The organism is Gemmatimonas sp. UBA7669 (assembly GCF_002483225.1).
Taxonomy (GTDB): Bacteria; Gemmatimonadota; Gemmatimonadetes; order Gemmatimonadales; family Gemmatimonadaceae; genus Gemmatimonas.
In genome coordinates this window covers 50,756-76,261 of record NZ_DLHL01000044.1, presented here as the reverse complement: position 1 = coordinate 76,261, position 25,506 = coordinate 50,756, and the positions used below count along the sequence as shown (strand labels likewise).

Genomic DNA, 25,506 nt, shown 5'->3' with positions numbered 1-25,506 from the left:
ACTAAATGTTGGCCGAGTTAATAGCTATGCTGAACGCGGTGGCGGCCGAATCGATACCCGCGGTCGCACTGCGGAGCTGTTCGCGCCGGACGACTGGCGTCGACTGATCGATCTGCGGTGACCGCGTGCCCACCCACAGCGATGCTTGCGACGCGGCCGCCGCTCGGGCGACGCGCGCCAGCACCGCGGCCTGCTCCCGGGTCGGGATACTGGGCGTGGGGAGTCGGTTGGCCAGGTACTCCTTCGTCGCGGGAGACAGGGCCTGCCCCCCATCGAGGAACCGGAGCAGGGGGTTCGTGTCGACGAGGACGGCGGCGCCGCTGGCATAGCCGCGGAGGCGCATGGTGAGAGCGCTCCGCGCGGCAGTGGACAGCTTCTGATACGACGAATCGCCCTGTAGCACTTTCGCGATGGCGTCGGTGCGTCGCTTGCCCGCCTCGACCGACACCGGGCTGGCCTGGGCGCTCGCACGTGATGCGACGAACAGCGCCATCGCGCTGCCGGCGACGAGCAGGAGGCGCGCCCACGTCGTGCGTGGGAATTCGGCGCCGCGCGATGTGGCGGTGGCGGGGTGACGTGTGTGGGTCATGGTAGCACTCCGAGCATCACACGGACGTCCGCCGCATCGCGCTCATTCTCCGCGCGCAGCAGGTCCACCGAGCTATTCAGGAGATCACGCAGATGCGTACGCAGATCCTGCTGCAGCGCGGCCTGTCGCGTGCTGAAGCCCTCTCTTTTTTCTGCGTGAGCTCCGCCTGACTCGCCTGCACCCCCTGCTCCAACCGCGCCGCCGTGGCGTCTGCCGCGGCGGCCGTCTGCCTAGCCTTCTGTACCGCGCCCTGGGCCTTGGTGAGCGCGGAGAAGTTCTTTTGGTATTCCTCATTCAGGCGATGCATCATGTTGTCATACCCGTCCCGCCAGCCTTGGTGATCGTCAGCCGTGCACGCGGACCGCTAATACCCCCGTGGGCATCGCCGAATCGACGACTCGTTCATGCTTTCCACGGTGGCATCAAGCCGTCGCTGCGCCGCGAGCACGTCCTTGTCACGCGCCTGCGCGGCCTTCCGTTTTGCGTCGGCCGATCTCCGGGCCGCCTGCGCGGACGCTTGGTCCGCGGTAAAGCGAGCGGTGGCCACGTCGAGCTCCTGCCCTTCCTTGCGCAGCGCCGCCCCACGCGCTTCCAACAACGCCGCCGCCGCGGCGGTCGTCGCCTCGCGATTCAGCAGACTCGCGTGCTCCGCAGCGAGCGCGTCGCGTAAGGCAGTGCCGCCCACTTGGATCGCCTGCTTCTCCGTGGTCATCCATTGCGTGAGCTCCTTGCGCTTCTGGACGATGCCAGTGCGATGTGCCTCGAGCGCCTGGGCCAACCCGTGTTCGAGGGTATACCATTGTTCGCCGAACACTACCTCCAACGGGGTGTAGGGCGCCTTGAGTGCGGCCTCAAGGAATCGCTGTGACAGCTGGAAGATGAAGCGACGGCTCCGCTCCGTCCCCCGCTCCAGGTCCGCCAGGTCGTCGACGAGTAGCTGCACCTCGCCGAGCGCGGCCTCCCGTTCGATCAGGACGCCAACGAGCGTGCGCAATTCGCGCCGATGGTCGTCTGCTTGGGCCGGCGATGACATGATCGGCGGCAGGGGATCCTGCACCGGAGGCCCCAACGCCGCGACTTCCTGGCGTGCCGCGTCGACGATGCGAATGAGCCGATCATTCTGATTGCCCCCGGGCTCGTCCGGGAAGGGCAGCGGTCGCGGTGGGCGCTGCCGCGAGATATCGTCCAAGAAATCCTGCGCGTAGTCGATTGCGGTCTGCGCGGTCTCGTCGACCTTGACCAGCTTTTCGATCAGCTTCTTCCACGGCAGGATCCGATCTAGGGGACCGGACGCGGGCCGCACTACGCGCGCCGCTCTCGATGGTCGCTCGCGGTCACTGGCTTCGCTGGTCCACGCCAGCAGGACCGTGCAGACCGCGAGCGCCAGCATGCCGCGCCACGCCGCACGTGCCGCTTGAAATTGCGGAAGATCCATTGGTGACCACTTGGAGAGGTTGTCGTACCGCGTGCGCGCGTCCATCGCACTCACCGCGCGGTGCGCGGCGCCCAACGATGTAGTCTCTCGGGCCAACCGTCAATTCGCGTGATAGGACGGCGCATGCGCGGTCCATTATAGGGCTTGGGACCAGGCCCCACGACCTTGCCCCGGGCCCCCCGGGCGCCGCTGCCAGCGGGTCGGTAGGAGCGGTGTGGACCGATGACGGTGCGCAGCCGATGGTCCCCGCCCGCCTATCGAATCAAGCTAGCGTGGCGCAGGTTGTCAGGCGACATCAAGACGCGATTGCGGCCGCGGAGTACGCCCGGCGCGATGTACTACGCGACGCTCGCCGATCTCTTCACGTCCCTCGAAGAGGCGCAGCAAGCCGGGCGATTGAAGCGCTCCGTCCGGGATCCCTCACCGTCTATCCTCACCATTGCCTTGCCGGTCGGCCCGCGTCCATCTCATCCCGCCGTCCGCCGCGACTGTAGCCCCGGCGTTAGCCAAGACGGCAGCAGATGGACTTTCCGCGCTAACAACGCCGTAACTGCTTTCCTCACAAGACTTTCCTACGTTCCTGGTGCGATCGCGGAAGGGCCTGCCTTCCCTCGCATCGACCACGTCGCCGTCTCGGACGGCAGGAGCGACTCGTGCACCCTTCGAAGCCGATCCACGTCTTCATCAACAAGGTGAAGTACGAACTAGCGTCGCCGGTCACGACCGGCGCCGCCCTCAAAGCCCTCGCTGGCCTGGCAGCGGCCGACGTTCTCTTCCTGCAGCAGCCTCGGGAGGACGAAGTGATCGCAAACGATCAGACGATCACCCTCAAAAATGGAGATCATCTTCACAGTCAGCCTCCCGCGGATTACGGGGCTGGGCCTATCCCTGAGATCATCGTGGCCCTCGAGCGAGAGCTCGAGGGCCACTCGGTCACGCTTCATCAGGGGCCAGACTGCTGGACCTACGTGGTGATCGCTGGTTATCGCCTGCCAAGCGGCTACGATCGCGCGGAGGTGGAACTCCTTGTCAAGCTGGCGCCGAGCTATCCGGATGCGGCGCCGGACATGTTCTGGGTCTCCCCCGCGCTCCACACGGCGAGCGGCGCGCTCCCCCGCGCCACTACGACGGAGCGACTGCTTGGCCGGGACTGGCAGCGCTACTCGTGGCACCTCGCTTCAGGCACCTGGACGCCTGGGGTCAGCACCATGCGCGATTTCCTTCGCGCGGTCGCCGCCCGGTTTCAGCGCCTAGACTGAGGAGCCGACCATGATCCTTCGCTTACTGCAGTCCGCCTGGCAGCCCTTCGCCAACCAGCTGTGCGCGCGGCGCGACGTTGAAAGCGCCGGCTTGGTCCTCGCTGAGCGTATCGCGGGCGGGGCCGTTCTTCAGGCACGGCATCTCGTGCCCGTGCCCGACGAGGCCTACCTCGTGCGTCGTGTCGACCAACTGCGTCTCGATCCGGTGGCCTTAAACCGCTTGGTGCGCCCGGCGCGCGACACGGGCCTGTCGATCTTCACGGTTCACACCCACCCGGGAACAATAACGCCGTGGTTCTCGCACGCCGATGACGTCGGGGACGCGCGGCTCATGCCCGCCTTCCATGCACAGATGCCAGGTCCGCACGGATCGATTGTGCTGGCGGGCGAAAGTACCGAACCCGCAGCGCGCGCATGGACGGACGAAGGAGGGCCACGGGGGATGGCCCTTCGCATAGTCGGCGACGTCTTGCGGGTGATCCCCGCGGCGCCTGAGGGCATGAACGAAGACTGGTTTGACCGGCAACGCTTGGCCCTCGGCCCCGAGGGGCAGGCCATCCTGCGTGACCTCCATGTGGTGATCGTGGGCCTCGGCGGGACGGGCTCAGTGGTGCTCGTCCAGCTGGCGCATCTCGGCGTCGGGCGCATCACCCTCATTGACGGCGATCGCGTGGAATCCACCAACCTGAGTCGGATCATCGGGGCAACCCGGCACGATGTTGGTGTGGCCTATAAAGTCGATGTGGCCGCTCGCTACGTCGGGGCCCTCGGCCTCGGCACCGTGGTTACCGCAATCCGACGGCCCTTGGGCGATCTTGAGACCGTGCAGGCCGCGGAGGCGGCGGATCTCGTGTTCTCTTGCGTGGACACCCAAACACCGCGCGCCCTGCTCAATCGCCTCTCGTACTGGCGAGCGGTCCCGGTTATCGATTTGGGCAGTGCCTTTCGCGTTGATCATTCCGGCCGGATCGACGCCGGCGCGGGGCGCGTTGTGCTGATCGGGCCAGGGCGCCCCTGCCTTGCATGCTGGGGACATCTGGACCCAGCACGCCTTCGCACTGAGGCACTGTCCGATGAGGAGCGCGCGAGCCTTGCTCGGGAGGGCTATGTGCGAGGCGCCGATCTCGCGCAGCCGAGCGTCGTGGCCTTCAATACCCAGATCGCTGGTGCTGCCGTGGTAGAGATGCTCCGACTGGTCACGCAGTTCGCAGGCGCGGACGACGCTCCGCAGCGCCTCGCCTTTGACTTCCTGACCGGCACCACGCGTCGCAACGTCATCGCGCGCAACGCCCAGTGCACGATATGCGCGGAAGCCGCCCGTGACGCACCTGGGCCAACGGGAAGCACCGCGTGAGCCACAGTGTCTATGATACCTTTCTATGCGGGTCGATCCACCACTCCACCGCGGCGACTCGCCATCATCGACAAGGGGCAAGAACCGACCTGCGATTGGCTCGACCAACGATTCGTACCTTACTCTGAAATCTTTCGGCTGATAGGAGGATGACCGATGCCACTGGCGCTGCCGCAAGTCTGGTTGGACACCGCGATGCTGGAGGAGATTCCCGTCATTCGATGGCGCGAGCTTTTCGATGCGATCGGATGGCCACCGTCGTTGGCGACCCTGCGTGAGAGCCTGACCACGCCCGATCTCGTCCAGGCGTTGGCTACTGAACCGATCAGCGACGAGCTTTCCCAGGCGTTTGAAGCGCTCGAGATGCTCGGCTCGACATCCGGTCGTGACGCGCTCGCGCGCGCGCTTGAGGACCGCCATATCGCGCCCGAGGAGCTTCCGCAGGAACTTGGGGCGCGCGAATTCGCACTGTGTGTCTACCTGCGTAAGCGAACGGACGCTCGCTTGCGCGACGTGTTCGACCGTGCCCTTACCCAAGTCGTCGAACACGGGAGGCGGCGACCGTACCACGAGTTTGTCGGCCGCGAAGCGCCGCCCATTCCAGACCTGGCCTCGATGTGCGTCGCCTTGGAAGACGCGACTCGAGCCTTCTCGGAGCTGCACCAGTTGGGCGGCCACGTGCAGGCCCGCGTACTCGAAGACAACAACATTGTCATTTTTCACATAACCCGAAGCCATCACCGCCGCACTCCGGTAGCCGTCTTACCTGGAACGGCATCGCGCTCGACCATTGCGTACTATCCGGTACATGGCGATGTCCTGCGCTATGACGCGTCGCTCGGAACACTCAGGATTTCCGTGCGCGCCCCGTCGATGGTCGAGTACTACCGCCGGACACTCGGCCAACTACTCTTCGGCGACGAGTCGTTCTTCGCGGGGGACGCGGTGTGCTCCTTACGTCCGTTGCAAGAACACGGACGTGCGCTTTTGGATCAACACAACGTCGTGGGCATTGGGAGAGTGCGGCTTGTCGAGCTCTCGTGGGAACGGGGGGACCGCGGTTTCGTCCAGATTCGGGCCGACGACTGCTTTGCGCAGGTCGAGGAACTCCGGCTGAACCTGTCCGAGGGAACTCTCCTGCAAGCCAAACTCAAGCTCGACGTGATCGGTAAGAGCACGCGGCCCACTACCGTGATCGTGCGGGCGCCGAGTCGGGTTGAAGTGAGCCATCGGCCGCATGAGAGCCTGGTCGATGAATTTCTCCAGAGCATCGGCATCGTACGTGGCGCAACAGCCGCGTCGCCCGCAGATCTCTGGTCCCTCTATCCGTGGCGTCATCCGATTGCCGTCTGGCGCAAGCTGTTCGGGCGGGACACCGACGCTCTGATCACGGCGAACGTATTGAGACATGTACGGTTGCAGGCAATTGAGAGCCAGGACCACCCCGGTGCGGGCCGCGCGATCATCCCGCATGACGTTGGTGGCGCGCAGGTTTATGGAGTGAGCACGATGCCGGAGATCCCGTCACGCACACTCTCCATGACCGATATCGACGGTTTCGAGCTCGACCCCGAGCTCTTGCGGCTTGAGCTGCAGTCCCGTCTCAGCCTCGTTGGCCCAGCCGCGCGATGGACGAGCGCGCAGCGCATGTTGGATCTTGGTGTAGCGTCGCTCGGAGACACACGGCTTCGGCTGATGTACGCGCTTCGGGCGCCGGATGACGCGAGCGAGGCAGCGCTCCTCCAGACCGCTGGCGGTGAACCATCCGCGTTGCTGATACCCTCTCCCACGCACGCGCCGCTATCAAGGCAGGCGATCCTCGACAGTCCGCTGCCGACCCGCGCGACCGCAATACGCAGCGGTCTCATGGCGGCGGGGATCTTCAACCGCGTTCCCGCAGTGCATACTGCCCCTACCGGGACGAGACTTGTCGTCGATCGAGAACGCGGCGCGATTTGGGTTGACGGGATCGCGATCGACGGATTGAGCCGAGATTCGCAGCCGTTCCGCTTCGTCGAGCATATGGCCGCAGCGACGGGCCCGGTCGAAATGCAAGCGCTCGTCGCTAGCCTATCCGGAGCACGCGACGATGACACCACTGCCGCACGACAGGCAAAGTCTGGCGCCATGAGAGCTATCCGCAGTGCGCTGACTGCGGCGGGTCGACCCGATCCGGGGGACATCTTCCCTACCGGAGCGGTCGGAACCTATCGCTGCATCCTCCCCGCGCACGTGCAGTAGGCGAACGTCTGCTTGTCGAGACGTGCGCGACACGGACACGCGACAGGCCGCGCTCTCGATCGTGCAGGCGCACGGAGATGCAGTCGCCCTAGCGTGGGAGTCGGTCAGATCAGCTCGACGTCGCCGCCGTCAACGCCATCACCTGAGAACTCGCCCACGAACACCGCGGGACCGTGTCCGTCGCGCGAGAAGCGGTAGCGCCGCACCCGAAGGGCGGTCGTTCGACAGCGAGAAACCGAACCGTCCCGCGCGGACCAGCGTGATGCCCGCGGCCCACCAACGTACTCTTGGGGGTGTGTTCGGGCGAGAGGCAGCGAATACGCCATCGGCAAGATTAGCCGCGGGCGGACTTTCCAACATTCGCAGTGGCCGCCGTTGGCCCCTCCTCGCGACGCGTCGGCGCACGTGCTCCGCCTAATACCACGCCCGAGACCGCACCTGATAACCCGCTTGACGCGGTCCGCGATGCACGTGCCGTGCGAAGCAGACACCTCACCGTTCACACGCGGCGCCGCCCTTGTCAGCTTGCCCATGCCACGCCATCGGCGCGGACCGCGTCGCGCGAGGGCGCGCCACCGGGCTGCTGCGCCAATACGTCCCCAAAGGTACCGATCTGTCTCGATGGAGTGAGCAAGAACTCAAAGCCGTAGCACTGGCCTTCAACAATAGGCCGCGCAAAACGTCAGGATGGAAGACGCCAGCAGAGGCGCTAAACGAACATCTAAGCTCTGTCGCACAACCTGCCGTTGCGACGACCGCTTGAATCCGCCCAATACGCGTCGGCGGCGTATCGCGACGAATTGGCGCAGCATAGCATGCTGGCCAGCATGAGCGGCAAAGGCGACTGTTATGACAACGCCGTCGCCGAAAGCTTCTTCGCAACCTTGGAGTGCGAACTCGTCATGCGGCACGACTGGCACACGCGCGCCGACGCACGCGGCGCGATCTTCCGCTACATCGAGGGCTGGTACAACCGGAAGCGGCGACCTTCTACGTTCGGCTACGTCAGTCCGGCGGAGCACGAAGGGCGGCAACGGATGGTCGCGTAGGTCCTTTCACGTACGTGTCCACTTTTTCGGGGCAAGCTTAGTTCTCGTCGACGCAAAACACCACCGCGTTCACCGGAGGATCGATATGGAGCCCAATGATGTCCGCCGCCTTCGTCTCGAAATCGGGATCCGGGCTGCCCTTGTAGCGCTCCAGCCGATGGGGCTTGAGCTCGTGCCGCTTCCACACCGTGGTCACCGTGGTATGCGCGACGCCGAGCTCGGCCGCGAGGCGGCGGCTCGACCAGTGCGTGAGGGGCGCCGGCGGCTTCGTCTGGAGCGTGTGCCGGACAATCTTCGCCGCCAGCGCGGCGCTCATCCCATGCCCCCGCCCCGCGCGCGGCGCATCGGCCAACGCCAGCACGCCGCCCTCGACAAACCGGCGCTTCCAGATGGCAATGAACCGATCCGTGCACGCCAAGCGCGCGGCGATGGTCGAATAGCTGGCGCCATCGGCCAGCGCGAGCACGACGCGCACGCGCTTCGCGATCTCCTGGCTCAGCGTCGTCTGCCGCAGCATCTGCTCCAGCGTGCGGCGATCCTCGGAGGTGCGCACGCGATCCATCGTAGTGGTAAACATACCGCGTGGTACTACAACTCTTGTGCTATCCACATTTCAACCACGTCCCACTAGGGACGCATGGCGCGTTCCGCCTTCGAATCACTGTCAAGAGCTAGTTCGAACTGCTGAATGCCCTGATTGAGTTCCCTCGACATCACAGCATCTGGATTCAATTCTGCAAGCCAGATCTGAAACGCCTTAGAAGACCAGTCACCTCGGCGATAGTGCCGAATGTGTGCCTCGCGAAGGCGAATATCACCTAAAGCCTTAGCGTTCTCGCGCACATACTCTACAAGGCGGTGGTCTAGGCCAAAACCAAGTCCCTGCGAAAGTGCATACGCTCGGACCACACAAAGCTCGGGGAAAGGATTCTCCTCCAGAATAATCGAAAGACACCGCCTGCTGATGCCATCGAGGGCTCCGTTATCCTCCAGTATCGTCTGAGAGAGAGGCTGCCACAGTCTTGGCCGCACAAACATGGCCTCTATATTGAAGAATGTTGTTCGAAGCAGACTAGAGATGCCGTCAAGCGGCACTAGCCGCTCTCGAATTGCCCATGTTGACGAAAGTGTCCATAAGTCAACTCTCCAAGCCCCGACTCGAAGCTTATAACCGCCGAACTGATTTCGGCTAATTAGGTACGGCCTAACAAGCCTCGCAAGTTCCCGGTCGCTTACACCGTGAGCGACCAAGTCAATATCACGAACTGTAGCTCGGGCACCAAGCAAAGCGTGCGAGCGCAAGTACCCACCAAAAACGACCAAGTCAGCACAACGCTGGCCAAGTTGATTTAGCAGTGTACCGATCTCGCGCAACTCAGGTCGCGCGCCATCCAAAAGCCGCATTACGCCTTCACGTATGCGCCTTCGAGTCTGCCTAATCTCGCGTTCCACAAGCTACCTGCCAGCTCTCAGCTTTCTAAACATCTCTATTACGTAAGAATCAGTCATGCCACACACGTAGTCGGTGACGAGCTGAAGCTGATGATATGTTCGCTGTTCCGGACTTAAGGTTGGATCAGTTACAGCCTTTTCAAACACGCTCCGATAATTGGACGAGATTGCGTGGTAAATCTTGTAGGAAAAACTCTTGCGATCGGTTCTTTGGTTGTTTGAGACTCCGTCCCAGAGGTCATCAAGTAAACCTTGGATGGCTGCGCGACCTTCAAGCTCGGCCAGCATCACTTCACGATTGGAGTAGATGTTCTCCTTTGCTAACTTCCCGCACGCATCGAGTAGTTGAGAAGATCGACCTTCACAGAGGAGTTCCCCGTCGTACTCGCCACGCATGATCTCTTCATACCGGTCCCTGAAGACAGTCACGACCGCTTCTACATGAAGATAGATTAGCTTGGTGCGAAGAAATTGAACGAGCGCCTCATCTCGCGCTGAGCGTGACAGACCGGTCCAGTTGAATTGTCCAATGTACGCCTCAACGTCCGCTGGCAGAGAATCATCTACCTCGGAAATTTTGGCCTTTACCACCGACCAATCGAACAGGCCTTTCTTCACAGCGTCCTCTATATCCACAGTCGAATACACCATATCGTCCGCCGCCTCAACCAGAAAAACAAGCGGGTGGCGCGAGGCGCCGATTCCAGTTGCGTCGCGAACGAGGTCTACGATATTTCGCTCAGACTGAAAGTAGCCGATTTTGCTACGAGCATGGATGTTCGAATCAATTTCTGTTGAGCATGCGGTATACTTGATCAGCGCCGCTACCGTTCCCGCGCAAAGATTGAGTCCGTAGTGATCGGCAAGAAGTTGAAGGCGCGTTACGAGACGTACAGTCTGTGGGTTGCCGTCAAAGTTCTCGAAATCTGAACTTCGAGGCGTATCGTTCTTTGAAAGCAAATCGATCGCGGCATCATCCTTCTTCTTTGCTAGGTACCACTCAGCGATTGCTCGTTCTCCGGCGTGACCAAACGGTGGATTGCCAATGTCGTGCAGCAATCCAGAAGTCGCAGCGATCGCCTCAATTGAACGGACCCCATCTTCAGCTACCCCGTTCTGATGAAGGAACTCGCGAAGACCTGCGACGAGACTTCTGCACAACGTAGACACTTCTAGCGAGTGCGTAAGGCGGGTTCTCACGGAGTCATTCGGTTCACGTGGGAAGACCTGTGCTTTGTCCTGTAGCCGGCGAACTGGAGTACAGAACACGGCGCGGCCATAGTCCCGCTCGTGTTCCGAGCGAGTGTCCGTGCCTGGCTTTGCCGTGGTGTGCGACTGTCCGGAAAGTTCCTTCACCCGCTTCGCCGAAAGCAGTGTTGACCAATTCAACTTCATGTCTCCTGATTGCGATGGTGACTGGTAGAAGAAGACGCGCCACGCCCCTTCCCGAGGCGTGGCGCGTTCTGTGAAGGGACTGCGCGCTCCGTCACCCGCACTCGCTGAACCCGCACACGTGGCACTTCACGCAGCCTTCGGCAAACTCCAGCTGCGAGCCACAGTCCGGGCAGGTCCCCATGAACACTTCACCGCCCACACCACCAAAATCGATCTGCGGCTGCGCCTGCTCGGCGGCCATCGGCGGACGGGTGATGGGCACGCCGGCAGCGGGCGTAGGCACGGGCGCGCTCAGCGCGTTCACCGGACCCTGCGGCGCGAAGGTCTGACCACCGGCCAGCAGGTCCTGCTGCACGCCCTGCTTCTCCCGCCACCACTGCTCGAGCGCAATACCCACCGCGTCGGGCATGGAGAGCACCTTGTTGGGGCCCAGGCCCACAGCACGGTCGGACGAAATGCCGCGCAACTGGCGATGGATTTCCTGCACCGAAATGCCGCTGCGCAATGCGAGTGAAATGAGCCGACCAATGGCTTCGGCGTCGGCCATGGCGCTGCCGCCAGCCTTGCCAAGGTTGAGGAAGATCTCGAAGGGCTGACCCTTTTCGTCTTCGGTGATGTTCACGAACATCGTGCCCAGCGGCGTGTCCTTGCGGATGGTCGTGCCACGCAGCACGTCGGGACGCGACCGCTTGCCACGACGGTTGGCGTTCTCCGCCTCGGCGCTGAACAGGGCCTTCTTGGTGCGATCGAGTTCGTTCTGCAGCTCGGCAATGGTGCCCTGCAGCTCGCCGATCTCGCGCTTGAGCGCCACCGCTTCCTTGGCTGCCTCGGGCTTGGCTTCGCTCGCCGCAGGCGCCGCAGCCGCCGCCCCGTCACGCTTGGCCGCCGCTTCCTGCGTGGTGCCGGTGCTCAGCACCTGGCCGTCACGCGAGCCGTCGCGGTACACCGTCACGCCCTTGCACTTCATGTCGTACGCCAGCTCGTAGATGGCGCGCACGTCGTCCACCGTGGCGGCGTGACTGAAGTTGGTGGTCTTGGAAATGGCCGAGTCGCAGTGCTGCTGGAAAGCCGCCTGCATGCGGATGTGGTACTCGGGCGAGATCTCGTTGGCGGTGGTGAACACCCGCTGCCAGCGCGCCGGAATTTCGTCGTGCTTTACGCTGCCCGTCTTGGCGATGCGCTCCATGAGCGCGTCGCTGTACCAGCCTTCCGACTTGGCGATGGCCACGAAGTCATCGTTGACATCGGGCATCATGACGCCGGCCTGATTGCGCATGAAGGCCACGGCAAAGAGCGGCTCGAGGCCCGAGCTGCACCCGGCAATGATGGAGATGGTGCCCGTGGGCGCCACCGTGGTGACGTTGCAGTTGCGCAGCAGCTGCATGGGCCGGATGCGCTGGCCGTTGGCATCACGCGCGCAGGTCTCGTCGGGGCCCCAGATGCTCTGCGCCCACTCGGGGAAGGCGCCGCGCTCCTTGGCCAGGCGCTCGCTCTCCTTCTTGCCCTCGACGTCGAGGAACTCCATGACCTTGCGGCCCATCTCCACGCCTTCGGCGCTGTCATAGGGAATACCGAGGCGCACGAGCATGTCGGCAAAACCCATCACGCCGAGACCGATGCGCCGGATGCGCTTGGACAGCGCGTCGATTTCGGGCAGCGGATACTTGTTGACGTCGATGATGTTGTCGAGGAAGTGCGTGCTGAGCGCGATGTCGCGCCGCATGGCATCCCAGTCCACCTGCCCGTTGACCACATAGTGGCCCACGTTGACGGAGCCCAGATTGCACACGTCGTAGGGCAGCAGCGGCTGCTCACCGCAGGGATTGGTGGCCTCGTAGCTGCCGAGGTGCGGCACCGGGTTGTAGCGATTGGCCTCGTCGATGAAGAACACGCCGGGCTCGCCGGTGCGCCACGCGCCGAGGATCATCTTGTCCCACACGTCGCGTGCCTTGAGCTGCCCCGTCACCTTGCCGTTGGCCGGATCGATCAGATCGTACATGCCATCGGCCTTGAGCGCGTCCATGAACTTCGTGGTCACGCCCACCGAGATGTTGAAGTTGGTGATCTTGGTGAGGTCCTCCTTGGCACTGATGAACTCGAGCACATCGGGATGATCGACGCGCAGAATGCCCATGTTGGCGCCGCGGCGCGTGCCACCCTGCTTCACGGCATTCGTGCTGCCGTCGTAGAGCTCCATGAAGGAGACCGGGCCCGAGGCCACACCGGTGGTGCTGCGCACCATGCTGCCGCGCGCGCGCAGACGCGAGAACGAGAAGCCCGTGCCACCGCCCGACTGGTGGATGAGCGCCATGCTGCGCAGCGTGTCATAGATGCCGCTCTGCCCGTTGCTGAGCGCGTCGTCCACCGGCAGCACAAAACAGGCCGACAGCTGCCCCAGCGGCCGTCCGGCGTTCATGAGCGTGGGCGAATTGGGCTCGAAGCGACGCTGCGTCATGAGGAAGTAGAACTCCTCGGCCAGCGCCTGCACGGCGCCATCGCTGGCCCCGTAGCGACGGTCCGCCTCGGCCACCGTCGTGGCCACGCGCCAGAACATGTCCTCGGGCTTCTCGACCGGCTTGCCCGTGGCGTCCTTGACGAGATAGCGCTTCTCGAGGACGGTGCGGGCGTTGTTGGACAGCGTGACGAGACCTTCCGGGGGGGTCGGCGCGAAGGGCATTCGGGGGCTCCAGCTCTGGGCGAAGGGGCAGAATCGCAAACCGCCAGCACGTCCTCGGGCGCGTCCCCGAGAACTCGGGAGGGGGCGCCGGCGGGCGGGTATGGTGGCGCTGTTCGTGAGGCCGCGCAAGTCTGCGCGTAAGGTGTTGAGGCGATACAACTTCCGTTCAGCACATCACGGAGTTGCACGACCGCGCAAGTTCTCCACCGAGCCCAACTTTGTGCGCTCGGCAAGCAATGGCACGGTCACAGATATGGTCGAATTCCTGCCACCTGACAAGGCGCCAGTCATTCGTACCGATTCCAACAATAAGTCCTGCAACGCGTTACACGTTCACGTCCATGTACCGTTCGCGCACCAGCGCGGCACTGTCCCGGCAGCAAGAATTGTGACCTGTCAAGGCCTGGTCATTGTGTCCGATCAGCCCGCTTGCTCGCACTCACATTGCGCGGCATGGACTTGCTCGCATCACCGATTCACCCCGATTCACACCAATTCAGCGCTGCCGCTCGACTTCGCCCGCCGCATAGCGCCCCGCCAGCGCCACATACCGCGCGGCGTTGGCCCGAATCACGTCCCGTGCGCTCGCATCCAGGTGCCGCGCCACCTTGCCCGGCATGCCCAGCACCAGGCTGCCCTCGGGCACCACCGTGCCCTCCGTGACCACCGCGCCGGCCCCGATGAGGCTGCCACTCCCGATACGGGCGCCATTGAGCACGATGGCCCCCATGCCCACCAGCACGCCGTCCTCGAGCACCGCCCCGTGCACGATGGCCCGATGGCCAATCACGCAGTCCGCGCCGATGATCGTAGGCATGCCGGGGTCGGCGTGAATGACCGCGCCGTCCTGCACGTTGCTGCGCGCGCCCACCACGATGCGCTCCACGTCGCCGCGAATGACCGCCGTGGGCCACACGCTCACGTCGTCGGCCAACTCCACCTGACCCAGCACCACGGCCGTGTCATGTATCCAGGGGGCTGCCATGTCTCGTGTGCTCCGTTGTCCGTTGTGTGTCAGAAGTATCCACCAAACGTCACGTAGAACCCGCCGCCGCGCGATATCCCCGTTGGCGCCACATACGGCCGCGCCGCGCCCACGCGCAGGCGATACGGCACATCGTATTGCACTGCCAGATCCAGCACGAGTTCTGCGCCGGCCGAGGCCAGGGTTCCGTCTCGCTGTCCGGGTGCCTCGCACACCACGGTGTTCACGCGCGCCAAGGCACCCGGACACCACGCACGCGCCGCGTCGCTGAACAGCGCCAACGACGTGCGATCGGCAAACAGCGTGAACGGCAGCGCCAGTCGCTGAAAAATGGTGAGCGGCGCGCGATACTCGAGTGTGCCGCCCAGGGCGCGAATGCCACGCTGCACACCCGGCGCCGTGCCTCGCACCGGGAAGCTGCGTGACGGGTCGCCCACCACAAGGCCGGGCAACAATTCAAGACTGGTCCCGCTGGTGCCGCCCACACTGAACTCGGTGGCAGTGCGGGTATCAGCCACGCCTGCAGACGCGCGCAGCGCCAGCACATGCCGCGCGTAGCCCGGTAGGGGCAGCGGCACATAGGCGCGTCCCGTGATCAGCGTGCGCCACGAACCCGATTCCGGCGCGTCTTCGCGCCAGCGATAACTCGTCTGCTGCGACAGCGTCACACCCTCTTCCACCGAAATGCCACGCAGCGCGAGTCGCGCCGTGGACCACGCCGTGTTGGCAAAGAGACTGGGATAGCGCGTGCCACGTCGCAGCAGCGAGGTGGACGGACCAAGCGCCGAATCGGCGCCCCCGTCGGCCACAAAGTCGCGCCGCTCGTATTGTGCGCCAAGTGTTTGCTGCAGCGACCATCGCACACGCGGCACAACCAACGTGCTGCTCAGGGTGAGAAACTGCCTTCGACGTCCCACGAACCCCAGCGTGGTGTTCGAGTCATTCACCACACGAAAGGTGCCGTCCCAGGCCTGACTGGCTGACACATCGAACACCGGCACGCCGAGGCCCGCGTAGCGATAGGCAAAGGCGGCGTCGAGTTCACGGCGCGATGGCGCCACCAACGCCGAGGCCTGCCAGGCGTGCCGCGACAGAATGTCCTGATTGCTGCTCGACAGCCCGAAGGTGGCGTCGCCCTGACGCCCTTCGCCAACCAGCGGCAGCCAGTACGTGGGGCGGAGCAACCGCCACGGATTGTATGGTGTGCTGGCTGCGACCACGGTTGGCACATCGGGTGCCAGCAGCGCTGCGGTGTTGGCGTACCACGTGTCCTGCGCCACGGGCCCAGTGGTATCGAGCGCCGTGGTGGCCACGACAAACCCCTGCGCGCGCTGCAACAAGGCCACGACCCGTGCGCCATCGGGTGAGACACTGGGCTCGTACACCGCCTCAGGTCCGGTGCGCATCACTCGCACCTCAGGGTGGACACCGCGCCACGACAGCGTGTCGCCCGTCTGGCCGTCAGCCAATGCAGGCAGCGGCGCGGTTTCGACCTGCATACGCCCACTGCGATCACTGGTCCACAACAGTCGCCGCCCCGCAGTAGCAAACGCCGGCGCGGCAAACACCGCCCGTCCGCCCGCCACCACGTGACGCAACGTTCCGAGCGTGTCGAGCAACACCACGCGGCGCAGGCCGGGTGCCACCCACTGCACCGCCGCGACGAATTGTCCGTCGGGTGACCAGCGCGGCTCCGCCCACTGCTCCCCCGGCTTCACCTCGGTGAGTGCGGTCACATGCTGCCCATTGGACGACACGCGCACCAGTCGCGTGCTGCCTGGCACCACCTGCACGGCCACCATCTGTCCGTCTCCGCGCACATCGGGCGCCGACAGCCGCGCGCCCACGGTGAGACGACGGTCCCGTCCGTTCACACGTTCGTACAGATCGCTGTGCAGCACGTACGGATCGCGGCGCTCAAGCTGCGCAAACACCGTACGACCAGTGGCGTGTCCAGGCTGTGGTGCCTGCACATCGAGGCTGTTGCGCCAGGCCTCGCGGCGCGTGTGCTGCGCGCGCAGGTCGTGCACATAGAGCCCGCTCACTTCACGGCCGTTGCTGGCGCTCCACAGGAGGGTGTCGGCATTCAACCAGCGCGGCGCCGTGGCGTAGAAGCCGGCATCGCTCACCACGTGCCACCCACCGTCCCGTGACGCAGCGAATACCGAAGACTGCGGCGCCATGAGCGAGTCCTGCCAGCGCCGCGCCAGGTCAGCAAACGAGATACCGAAGGCTCGCCGGGATTGCGTTCCCAATGCGAAGGGCACCACAAACGCGGCCGTGCCCTCCACGTATTGGCGCAGGGCCGTGGTATCGCCGGAGTCCGCAGCCGTTTGCACGGCGCGCGACATGAGCTGACTGCCGTAGGCATAGGCCGTCTGTCCACGCGGGAATCGCGTGGTGGACAGACTCCAACGCGCCATTGGTGGCAGGGCCGAATCCCGCGCGGCGGCCGCGGCCAACACCGGGAATTCGGTGCCCACGGCACGCCCGCTGCCGGTGAGTGCACTCTCGTAATGCACCGCCAGCCCTTCCTTCACCCAGCTTGGCGCAAAGCTGTTGGGAAAGAACAGCGGGTTGCGCCCGAACACCCAGCGCCCCGCACGCCAGAGCCCACGCGAACGATCGATGTGAAAGATGTGCGCGAGTTCGTGCGTGATAACCAGTCGCAGCCAGTCGTCGTGAAAGCGCAACTCGCGACTGGCCACCGGGGGCACGGCAAATATCACTACACGATTGGACGGAAAGACCTGCGCAAAGCCGTTGCTGACATCGGTGTTGTCCTGCAGCAGCAGATCCACCTTGCCACGCGGCGCGGTCAGTGATGCCGCCAACTGCTGCCACGCGGCCTCCCCATGTCGCGCCGCTTCACGCGCCAGTGAGTCGAGCGCCACCGGGTAGTGCACACGCAAATGCGCCGTGGTGAGCGTGCGCAGACTCCCGCGCGGGTCCACCTGCGCTTGGGCCGTGGCCACCGTCAACGACAGCGCCAGCGCCAGTGCCAGTGCCAGTGCCAGTGCCAGTGCCAGTGCGACGAGCGTAGCAGTACGCGTGGCGATCCGCGCGGCGATACGCGTGGCAATACGCATGGCGGCGCCAACGCTGTTCACTGAATCTTTCCGTCGGCGAGATCGCGGAAGTACTGCTCCACACCGAAGGCCAACGCCTCAGCATACTTGCGCTGGAACGCCGGGTCCCGCATGGCCGCCTCCTGCTCGGGCAACATGAGGAACAGTCCTTCCGCCAGAATGCTCGGATACCAGGTCGGGCGCGCGACTGCGAGGTTCTGATAGTGAATGCCCAGGTCGCGAAGCCCGAAGCGTGCCATGAGCGCATCCTGCACGTGCCGCGCGAGTGGCTCACTGGCGTTGTGGAAGAACAGCGTGCTGGTGCCGTTGGCGGTGAAGGGATTCACGCCGTCAGGCAGGGCGTTGAGATGAATGCTGAGAAAGGCGTGCGCATTGGCGCGGCGCGACATCACACCACGATCGGTGAGCCCGAGCGGATCGAGACTTGATCGCGTGCTGAAGGCGTTGGCGCCGCGGGCCTTGAGCAGCTCCACGAGTTGCATGCCCACCGGGAACACGGCGTCGCCTTCGTACAGCCCCGTGGGGCCTGTCGCGCCGGCGGGCGGATGTCCGGGGTCTACCGCAATCACCAGCCCCTTGAGGGGCTGCGCCGCATTGATGTCAGGCAGACACCGCACGCGCAGCACAAATGCGCGTCGCGCCTCATCCCAGAGCGAGAGCCAACCGAACGCCGGCTGCGACAGGGTGAGCGTGATGCGTACCCGATCGCTCGTGACCTGCTCCCAGCTGATGCGCCGGATGAGTGAGTCGGTGCCGAAGATGGGCGAGATATCGGGATTGGCCTGCACGCCGTAGAGCGTGAGGGTGATTTCGCGTCCGCCGGCTTCCACGTGATGTGCGGGCCGTTCACCAGTGGCAATGACCATGTCCACCCACTCACGCGCGGGCGATACGCGAAAGCCGCCACTGACGCGGCGCGGACGCACGGTGCCTTCGGGCAGCAGGGTGAGGTCGGCCTGATCCACCCACACGTCGAGCGCGTCGTCGAGCGCCACGCGCGTATTGCGACCCTGGCGACCGGTGACTTCGAGCACGGTGCCCGGGAGCAGCAGCCACTTGTAGGTGCCGCCAGGGTTCGTGCGCGCGGCAATCACGCGGTCGGTGTCGCTGCCCACGGTGATGTTGGAGCGCAACTGCGCCAGCACCCGCGTGTCGCGGTGCAGCACACGCAGCGCCGGCACACGCAGCGTGACGCTGTCACTGCCCCGTGCAATGACCACACGCGCCGGCGCCCCACTGTCAGCCAACCATGCTGCCGGCACCTCGGTCGACCACATCACACCCGCGTCCGCCAACTCACGAGTTGCGCTCCCACCATTGAGGCTTCCGGCCGCGGGGCTTCCGGAGCCAAGGCTTCCGCCGTTCCCGCTCCCGCCGTTTGCTGTTCTCAGTCCCCGCGTCTTTCCCGCCCCTTCAACGCGCACCATCGCATTGGCCGGCGCGCGCAGCGACACACGAACCAGTTCCTCGGCACGCGCCCAGGTATCGCGCCCGGGCTGCAGGGAGGCCGAGTCCACGCGCAGGGGCCCACCCGCCGGCAAGGGCGTACGCACGGCATAGCGCACCCGCAGCGTTCGCTTCACCGTATCGGCGCCGCGAGTCACTTCGATGTCATACCGCGGCGCGTCGGCAGACGGATTGGGCAGCCAGGCCAGGAAGGCCCCGTTGGGCGCCACCGGCACCGTCTGCCCGTTGATGCGCAGCGTGGCCTCACCACTGCCCACAGCCCCGAGCACGAAATTGGAGTCTCGGCTCGTAAGCAGCTGATTGTCGCTTGGATACCGCACCGAGAGGGCCAGCGGCGCCCCGCGCACGCTGGGGACCGGCGGCAGGCCCACCTCGAGCGGTGCCGCTGACGCTCGGCGCCCGGTGCGGGCCTCGGAGGGCTGCGGCCGTGCGTCGGGCGCCGGAGGGCCAGCCGGGGCACAGGCCGTCCAGCCCAGGGCCATCGTGGCGAGAGCCAGTCCGCGGTGGACCGACAGGAGCGGGGAGCGAATGTTTGCCATATCCCCGCAATTTGACCCATGGCTGAAACGTGGGCCATCTTGTAGCCGTCTTGCGGGACACGGGGATGACATCCGAGGCCGGGCGTCCACCCTTCCGCTCGAGGCGCCGTCGGTGCAACCTCCGGCGATCCCGTCCGTAGGGAGACCAGTGGGTGACCATGGTCACCCGCGAGCGCTCAGGCCCGTACCATGTTGCTGTGACCGTTCCCGATTCCCACAACGAGACGCCACCGGGCGAACCGCCGGCCAGCGACATGCTTGCCGGCCGGGTCGTCGCCCGTGTGTTTGCCCTTACCGACGTTGGCCGCTCCCGCGAGCACAACGAGGACACCTACCTCGTGGCCGAGCTCGAAACGGGGTCGGCGCTCGACTTCGATCTTGGGTACCACGAGATCACGGCCGACGCGCATGGCCTGCTGTTCCTGGTGGCCGACGGCATGGGCGGCGCCGCCTCAGGCGAACTGGCGAGTTCCATGGCGGGGGCGCTGGTGCTCGAGGAATTGCGTCAGCAATGGAGTGAGGCGCCACCCAGCGGGCAGCGGTTCGCGGAGGCGCTGCGGGACGCCACGGTGCATGCCAATACGCGCATCCACCAGCACGCCCGCGAGAACCCCGAGCATCGGGGCATGGGCACCACCGCCACCGTCGCCGGCTTGCTGCGCGACACACTGTTCGTCGTGCAGGTGGGGGATAGCCGTGCCTATCTGATTCGCGAAGGACAGGCCCGGCAACTCACCAAGGACCAGTCGCTCATGCAGCGTCTGGTCGAAGCCGGCGAGTTGACGCCGGAAGAAGCCGAGGTCAGCGATCGCCGCAACATCATTCTGCAGGCGCTCGGCCCCGAAGCCCATGTGACCGTGGACATCACGCATCAGCAGCTCCGACGCGGTGACCTGCTGCTGCTCTGCAGCGACGGCCTGTCGGGCCTCGTCAAGGGCGATGAAATGGCGGTGCTGGCCACGCGATATCCCGATGTGCGCGCACTCTGCCGGGAGTTGGTGGCGTTGGCCAACAGCCGCGGCGGACCGGACAACATCACCGTCATTGCGGTGCAGTTCGAAGGTGAGGGCCTCGAGCATTCGCTCATCACCGATCGTGTGGGCTATCACGCCTTCCCGCTCGCGGGCACACTCAATGACCACACGCGCGAAGCCGTGGTCATGACACCGGTCGATCCGGTACGCTCCATTCGCAGCGATCCGACGCCGCGTTACGGCACCAAGCCGCCGACCCGCGAAGAGCTGCGCGACGCCTACGCCAAGCGCCCCACACCGGTCGACGTACCGCTCGTGGGTGCAACGCCGCCGGTTCTCGAGGAGCGCAAGCGTGCGCTCATGCCGGTGTATCTCACACTCGGTGTCGCGGCGGTGGCGGCCCTCGTGTGGACCGCCTGGCAGTTGTATCGGGGCTGACGCGACGAAGCGTCCTAGCGCTTCCGCAACAGCCCGCGACCCGCAGCCTGCTGCATGACCCGGTCGCCGCTCCACGCGAGAATGGTGGGACAAGGCATGGCGAGCTGCCGCACCCAGCGCGGATCGCCAAGCCCGACCAGCACCACACTCCGCTGCAGCGCCTCGGCCTTTGACGCCAGCGCCTGCACCTGGGCGACGGTCTCCTCGCGCAGCAGATGCCGGCCCTTGCCCGGCAGATAGTCGGCAAACAGCGCGATGATGAACGGTCCGCCACTGGCCGTTGTCGGCGCCGACACAATGCGCGCATCGTTGCCGGCCAGACGCATGGCGTCCACGATGCCGGTGCGATCGGGTCGCCGCACATCCACCGATTCGTCATCGTCGACAATCGCCACTTCCGTGACGGTCCCCATGGCGGGCACGGGGCCATGCTCAATCTGCAGCACCTTGTCCGCGAGCAGCGCCCCCCACGCCGTGTCCGCACCACTGGGCCGGCGCCAGTCGTTTGGCGGTGAGGCCCACTGCGCCCACTTGAGACGACGACGCACCGACTGCCGCACTCGCTCGGGATCGAGCGTGCCGTCCTGCACCGCCGCCTGCAAGGCATCGAGTGTCGGGCTCAGCTCACCGGGCGAAAGCAGCACATCACAGCCCGCGCGCAGCGCCAGCACACAGGCCTCGGCCACCGTGCGTCCTTCGCTGACACCGGGCAGCGTCATCGCATCGCTGACGATGAGATTGTCGAACTTGAGCTGCTGACGCAGCAGCCACTGCAGAATTTCGCGCGAGAGCGTGGCGGGCACGCGCGCGCTGTCGAGCGCGGGATAGGCCACATGCGACGTCATCACGCTGGCCACGCCGCCACTGATGGCCGCGCGGAAGGGATGCAGATCGAGCTCCTTGAGCTGATCGGCCGGTGTGTCAACCGTGGTCGCATCGAGATGCACATCGCGCAGGACGCGGGCGATGCCGGGGAAATGCTTGGCGCAGGCCAACACGCCCTCGGCCTGACAGGCTTCAATCCATGCCGTCACCAGCTGCGCCACCTTGCGCGCATCGCTGCCAAGCGCGCGCGCGCCGATGAGCGGGTTCTCGCCCAGCAAGTCGAGATCACACACCGGCGCAAGATTCCAGTTCACGCCCATCGTGCGAGCCTCACGCGCGGTCAATCGCGCGGCGCGACGCAGCGCTTCGATGTCACCCATGGCCGTGATGGCGGCCAGCGGCGGCAATCCGGTGGCACCGGCAAACTGCTGCCCTGCCCCACGCTCGAGTTCCGCCGCAATGAGCAGCGGATGACGACTCTTGAGCTGCAGTTCTTTGGCGAGAGCACGCACGCCATCCTGCTCACCACCCACGAGCTGAAAACCGCCGACACCGAGCTCGAGGGCTTCGTCGATGAGCGGACGGGCGTCAGCGAACCCGCGTTCAGGGGTCCACCGGATGATCGGCAGCAGCAACTGCGCGAGGTCGCTGCGCGACGGTTCGCTCATGACTTCAACTCGACGTACGGGTCAACGGACAGGCGTGTACGCACCCAGTGTGCGGGGCGCCCGCGCACCGGTGGCACTGGGCACGTTGCCCGGCCGACCGGTCAGATGGAGATAACCCAGGAGGGCAAAAGCCACGGCCTCCTTGGCCTCAGCGTTGAAGAATAACGCATCGAAGGGCAGAACAGCGGGCATTGGACGCGCAAATCGCTCATGATGCCAGGCAAAAGCCCCCTCGAGCGCCGCCATGAGCAGGGGATGACGCGCTCCCCCGCCCGAGACCACCACCTCGGCCGGCGGCGTGGGCAACCAGCGCGTGTACTGGTCGGCAATGGTGGCGGCGGTGAACGCCGCCGCGGTCGCCACCAGATCCTCATCCCGTCCGCCTGCAGCACGACCACGCGCGATGAACGCATCCACGAAGGCTGGCGAGAACAACTCCCGCCCCGTGCTCTTGGGCGGCGCATCCTGCAGATACGGGAGATCGAGCAATTCACGCACCACCGACTCGAGCACACGACCGCGCCGGGCGATGTGGCCGTCGGTGTCGAAGGGCTGCGCAAACAGGCGCCGCACCACCGCGTCGAGCACCACCACGCCGGGGCCCGTGTCGAATGCCAGCACGGCCTGGTCGGTCGCGCTCACCGGCGGCACGAGCGACACATTGCCAATGCCACCGATGTTCTGCAGCGCGCGCCACTTGGTCTCGTGCGCAAACAGCAGACGATCGGCCATGGGCACGAGCGGCGCGCCCTGTCCCCCGACCGCCATGTCGCGCACGCGGAAGTCGTGCACCACCGCACAGCCACTGTGCTCGGCAATCTGCGCGGCATCCCCAAGCTGCCAGGTACTGTGTCCGGGCTCGTGCCAGAGCGTCTGACCATGTGAGGCCACCGCGCTCACGTCGTCGGGAGACAAGCCCGCTTCCTGCATGGCCGCCGCCGCTGCGTCACCCAACCAGGCACCAAGGTCGGCATGCAGCCGGCAATACTCGCGCGCCGAGCCCTCGTGCATGGCACGTTCGAGTCGCTCGCGCTGCGAGGCCTCGTAGGGAGTGTGTACAAAACTGAGGAGACGGGCCTGCACCCGTGCGCCGGGCGGCTCGTGAAACTGCACGGCCGCCGCACTGATGCCATCGAGCGAGGTGCCGGACATGAGCCCCACCAGCACCATACCCTTGGCGGAGGGCGCAGCCTGCGGGCGGTGCACGGTCACGCGCCCAGTACCGGCGGCGGCGCATGCGGCACCACGCGACGCACGACGCCGCCGGCCGCCTCGAGCTTTTCGTCGGCGGTGTGTGCATCCACCGCGAGATGATGCATGACCAGCGCGCGCTTGACGCGTCCTTCGGCCTTTTCAAGCAGCTGTCGCGCGTGTTCGCGATCGAGACCAGTGACCTCGCACACGATGCGTTCGGCGCGGTCCTGCAGCTTCACGTTGGTGGCACGCAGGTCCACCATGAGATTGCCGTAGCTCTTCCCGATGCGAATCATGGCGCCGGTGGTGAGCATGTTGCACACCATCTTGGTGGCGGTGCCCGCCTTGAGTCGCGTGGAGCCGGTCAGCACCTCGGGCCCGACGACCGGCACGATGGCATGGTCCGCCACTTCCCGCATGGCATCAGGCGGTGGGCTGCAGGCAATGAGCCCCGTCGTGGCGCCGCGTGCGCGGGCGCGGCCCAGTGCGCCGCGCACGTAGGGTGTGGTGCCCGATGCAGCAATGCCGATGACCACGTCGACCGCCTGCACGTCGTGCTGGTCCATCACGGCAGCGCCGGCCGACGGATCGTCTTCGGCGCCTTCGATGGGATTGCGCAGCGCATGATCACCACCGGCAATGATGCCAATGACCATGCCGGGTGGTGTGCCGAAGGTCGGCGGACACTCACTCGCGTCGAGCACGCCGAGTCGTCCCGAGGTGCCGGCGCCGACGTAGAACAGACGACCGCCGTGGCGGAAGCTGGCTTCGATGGCCGCAATGGCCTCGGCAATGGCCTCGCGCTGGCTGGCCACGGCATCGGCCACGCTGCGGTCTTCGGCCGATATGAGATCGACGATGCCAAGCGGCGTCGCGAGATCGATGTCGACGGTGCGCGGATTGCGACGTTCGGTAATGCGGGGATCAAGCGGCGGTGCGGACACGACAGTGCGAGGAAAGGGGGAGCCGGGGTCGCGGAATGCCACGCGCGCGGCGAGTATTCAGCGCGTGTCGTGCAGGCATCGGTGCGCGGTATCCCCAAAGCTAGGATCCGTCGTGAGCCGGAAGCAACCCGCTCTGACGTCGTGTGTGCCCTGCCCCTCGTCCCTCCTTCCTGCCATGCCCCAACGCTCCCTGTTGCGCGTCTTTCGCCCGTTCGGACTGGCCGCACTGCTCTCAGGTGGCCTCGCGCTGGCCAGCAGCCTGACCGCAGCGCCCGCGCTCGCCCAGATCCGTGGTCGCTCCCCCACCAGCATGCCACCGCGGCAGAGCGGCGCGCCGGGCTGGTGGTTCAGCGGTGGGGCGTCGGGCGTGGTCCTGGGCAACATCAACGATGGCGCGACGCAGTCCACGTGGAGCTTTGGCAACGACCCGCTGTGGCAGGTGCGCGCCTCGCTCGAGAAGGTGCTCGAGGGGCGCTCCACCCTCGGCGTAACCGCCGGATATGGCCTGGTGGATGTGGCACTCACGCCGTTTGCCGACGCCGCGGTGCCGGAACTCCCGGATGCGCCCTGCCTCAACGGCTGTGAGGCACAGGTGGAGCTGTGGACGGCCATGGGGCAGTTCCGCTCTGGTGGTGGCCCGGGATTTCATTCGGTGTTCGAAGCGCAGGGCGGCGTGACCGTGTTCCGCAACCTGCGCACGCGCAGTGATGCACTGCCCATCGGCAACAAGACGCAGCAGATCGATTTGTCCGGCGCCCTCGGCTTCGGTGTGGGCTATGGACTGTCCAACGGCTTCGATGTGGCCATCGTCCAGGACTTCGGCATGGGTTGGCACAGCAAGACCGATCTGCCGTCTTCGCTCGAACGCACCTGGCGCATGCGCAACACGCGCGCGTCGCTGCGTTTCGCGTTCTGACTCCTCCTCTGATTCT

General features: G+C 65.4%; 19 protein-coding genes and 1 pseudogene. 7 read left to right on the top strand and 13 right to left on the bottom strand.

Going from position 1 to position 25,506, the window contains the following annotated elements:
• Position 1: 1 nt before the first annotated feature.
• From B2747_RS12405 to B2747_RS12395, 3 genes are all read right to left on the bottom strand, one after another.
• Positions 2-589 (bottom strand): hypothetical protein, encoded by a 588-nt coding sequence (locus B2747_RS12405; protein ID WP_291161240.1) that lies wholly within the window; start codon positions 587-589, stop codon positions 2-4.
• Positions 590-665: 76 nt separating this feature from the next.
• A complete protein-coding gene (locus tag B2747_RS12400) occupies positions 666-899 on the bottom strand; it encodes a hypothetical protein (RefSeq protein ID WP_291161237.1) in 234 nt (77 codons plus the stop codon).
• Positions 900-953: 54 nt separating this feature from the next.
• Positions 954-2,069 (bottom strand): hypothetical protein, encoded by a 1,116-nt coding sequence (locus tag B2747_RS12395; RefSeq protein ID WP_291161234.1) that lies wholly within the window; start codon positions 2,067-2,069, stop codon positions 954-956.
• A 608-nt stretch (positions 2,070-2,677) separates the two neighbouring features.
• Here B2747_RS12395 and B2747_RS12390 point away from each other — a divergent pair.
• The 5 genes and pseudogenes from B2747_RS12390 (at position 2,678) to B2747_RS12370 (ending at position 7,927) form a co-directional block, all read left to right on the top strand.
• Positions 2,678-3,283 carry a multiubiquitin domain-containing protein gene (locus B2747_RS12390; protein WP_291161232.1) on the top strand — a complete coding sequence of 202 codons (606 nt, stop codon included), beginning with the start codon at positions 2,678-2,680 and terminating at the stop codon, positions 3,281-3,283.
• Positions 3,284-3,434: 151 nt separating this feature from the next.
• Positions 3,435-4,637: a ThiF family adenylyltransferase gene (locus tag B2747_RS12385; protein ID WP_343125900.1), complete on the top strand. Its 1,203-nt coding sequence runs from the start codon at positions 3,435-3,437 to the stop codon at positions 4,635-4,637.
• Positions 4,638-4,793: 156 nt separating this feature from the next.
• The gene (locus tag B2747_RS12380) at positions 4,794-6,878 is read left to right on the top strand and encodes a hypothetical protein (RefSeq protein WP_291161226.1); all 2,085 of its coding nucleotides are present in this window, start codon (positions 4,794-4,796) and stop codon (positions 6,876-6,878) included.
• A 577-nt stretch (positions 6,879-7,455) separates the two neighbouring features.
• A pseudogene (locus B2747_RS12375) lies at positions 7,456-7,641 on the top strand (IS30 family transposase); the annotation flags it as partial.
• A 52-nt stretch (positions 7,642-7,693) separates the two neighbouring features.
• On the top strand, positions 7,694-7,927 hold the full coding sequence (locus B2747_RS12370; protein WP_414652195.1) for an IS3 family transposase: 234 nt from the start codon (positions 7,694-7,696) through the stop codon (positions 7,925-7,927).
• A gap of 37 nt (positions 7,928-7,964) precedes the next feature.
• Here B2747_RS12370 and B2747_RS12365 read toward each other — a convergent pair whose 3' ends face one another.
• The 7 genes from B2747_RS12365 to B2747_RS12335 form a co-directional block, all read right to left on the bottom strand.
• Positions 7,965-8,504: a helix-turn-helix domain-containing protein gene (locus tag B2747_RS12365; protein ID WP_291161223.1), complete on the bottom strand. Its 540-nt coding sequence runs from the start codon at positions 8,502-8,504 to the stop codon at positions 7,965-7,967.
• A 50-nt stretch (positions 8,505-8,554) separates the two neighbouring features.
• Positions 8,555-9,022 (bottom strand): hypothetical protein, encoded by a 468-nt coding sequence (locus B2747_RS12360; RefSeq protein WP_291161220.1) that lies wholly within the window; start codon positions 9,020-9,022, stop codon positions 8,555-8,557.
• A 360-nt stretch (positions 9,023-9,382) separates the two neighbouring features.
• The gene (gene dgt / locus B2747_RS12355; RefSeq protein ID WP_291161218.1) at positions 9,383-10,774 is read right to left on the bottom strand and encodes a dGTP triphosphohydrolase; all 1,392 of its coding nucleotides are present in this window, start codon (positions 10,772-10,774) and stop codon (positions 9,383-9,385) included.
• A 91-nt stretch (positions 10,775-10,865) separates the two neighbouring features.
• Entirely contained in the window at positions 10,866-13,451 is a 2,586-nt protein-coding gene (locus B2747_RS12350) for a vitamin B12-dependent ribonucleotide reductase (protein ID WP_291161215.1), read from the bottom strand.
• A 496-nt stretch (positions 13,452-13,947) separates the two neighbouring features.
• Complete coding sequence (locus tag B2747_RS12345; RefSeq protein ID WP_291161213.1) at positions 13,948-14,436, bottom strand: gamma carbonic anhydrase family protein; 489 nt, start codon at positions 14,434-14,436, stop codon at positions 13,948-13,950.
• Between the two features lie 29 nt (positions 14,437-14,465).
• A complete protein-coding gene (locus B2747_RS12340) occupies positions 14,466-17,525 on the bottom strand; it encodes a hypothetical protein (protein ID WP_291161210.1) in 3,060 nt (1,019 codons plus the stop codon).
• Between the two features lie 17 nt (positions 17,526-17,542).
• A complete protein-coding gene (locus B2747_RS12335) occupies positions 17,543-19,531 on the bottom strand; it encodes an N-acetylmuramoyl-L-alanine amidase family protein (RefSeq protein WP_291161208.1) in 1,989 nt (662 codons plus the stop codon).
• 197 nt (positions 19,532-19,728) lie between these two features.
• Here B2747_RS12335 and B2747_RS12330 point away from each other — a divergent pair, with 197 nt between their 5' ends.
• Positions 19,729-20,943, top strand: a complete 1,215-nt coding sequence (locus tag B2747_RS12330) for a PP2C family protein-serine/threonine phosphatase (protein ID WP_291161205.1) — start codon at positions 19,729-19,731, stop codon at positions 20,941-20,943.
• Positions 20,944-20,957: 14 nt separating this feature from the next.
• Here the strand turns inward: B2747_RS12330 and B2747_RS12325 are convergent, their stop codons facing one another.
• The 3 genes from B2747_RS12325 to murQ are packed head-to-tail and all read right to left on the bottom strand — an operon-like array spanning position 20,958 to position 24,574.
• Entirely contained in the window at positions 20,958-22,436 is a 1,479-nt protein-coding gene (locus B2747_RS12325) for a glycoside hydrolase family 3 protein (RefSeq protein WP_291161202.1), read from the bottom strand.
• Between the two features lie 21 nt (positions 22,437-22,457).
• Positions 22,458-23,648, bottom strand: a complete 1,191-nt coding sequence (locus B2747_RS12320; protein ID WP_291161199.1) for an anhydro-N-acetylmuramic acid kinase — start codon at positions 23,646-23,648, stop codon at positions 22,458-22,460.
• Positions 23,645-24,574 (bottom strand): N-acetylmuramic acid 6-phosphate etherase, encoded by a 930-nt coding sequence (gene murQ, locus B2747_RS12315; protein ID WP_291161196.1) that lies wholly within the window; start codon positions 24,572-24,574, stop codon positions 23,645-23,647. Before murQ ends, B2747_RS12320 begins: the two co-directional genes overlap by 4 nt.
• 175 nt (positions 24,575-24,749) lie before the next feature.
• Between murQ and B2747_RS12310 the strand changes: the two genes are divergently transcribed.
• Entirely contained in the window at positions 24,750-25,490 is a 741-nt protein-coding gene (locus tag B2747_RS12310; protein WP_291161193.1) for a hypothetical protein, read from the top strand.
• Positions 25,491-25,506: the final 16 nt, after the last annotated feature.

What these genes read in the sequence shown, in the direction of transcription:
- B2747_RS12340 (WP_291161210.1), bottom strand. Translation starts at nt 17,525, where the DNA reads ATGCGTATTGCCACGCGTATCGCCGCGCGGATCGCCACGCGTACTGCT.
- B2747_RS12405 (WP_291161240.1), bottom strand. Translation starts at nt 589, where the DNA reads ATGACCCACACACGTCACCCCGCCACCGCCACATCGCGCGGCGCCGAA.
- B2747_RS12380 (WP_291161226.1), top strand. Translation starts at nt 4,794, where the DNA reads ATGCCACTGGCGCTGCCGCAAGTCTGGTTGGACACCGCGATGCTGGAG.
- B2747_RS12365 (WP_291161223.1), bottom strand. Translation starts at nt 8,504, where the DNA reads ATGTTTACCACTACGATGGATCGCGTGCGCACCTCCGAGGATCGCCGC.
- B2747_RS12395 (WP_291161234.1), bottom strand. Translation starts at nt 2,069, where the DNA reads ATGGACGCGCGCACGCGGTACGACAACCTCTCCAAGTGGTCACCAATG.
- dgt (WP_291161218.1), bottom strand. Translation starts at nt 10,774, where the DNA reads ATGAAGTTGAATTGGTCAACACTGCTTTCGGCGAAGCGGGTGAAGGAA.
- B2747_RS12370 (WP_414652195.1), top strand. Translation starts at nt 7,694, where the DNA reads ATGCTGGCCAGCATGAGCGGCAAAGGCGACTGTTATGACAACGCCGTC.
- B2747_RS12400 (WP_291161237.1), bottom strand. Translation starts at nt 899, where the DNA reads ATGATGCATCGCCTGAATGAGGAATACCAAAAGAACTTCTCCGCGCTC.
- B2747_RS12335 (WP_291161208.1), bottom strand. Translation starts at nt 19,531, where the DNA reads ATGGCAAACATTCGCTCCCCGCTCCTGTCGGTCCACCGCGGACTGGCT.
- B2747_RS12350 (WP_291161215.1), bottom strand. Translation starts at nt 13,451, where the DNA reads ATGCCCTTCGCGCCGACCCCCCCGGAAGGTCTCGTCACGCTGTCCAAC.
- B2747_RS12345 (WP_291161213.1), bottom strand. Translation starts at nt 14,436, where the DNA reads ATGGCAGCCCCCTGGATACATGACACGGCCGTGGTGCTGGGTCAGGTG.
- B2747_RS12310 (WP_291161193.1), top strand. Translation starts at nt 24,750, where the DNA reads ATGCCCCAACGCTCCCTGTTGCGCGTCTTTCGCCCGTTCGGACTGGCC.
- B2747_RS12325 (WP_291161202.1), bottom strand. Translation starts at nt 22,436, where the DNA reads ATGAGCGAACCGTCGCGCAGCGACCTCGCGCAGTTGCTGCTGCCGATC.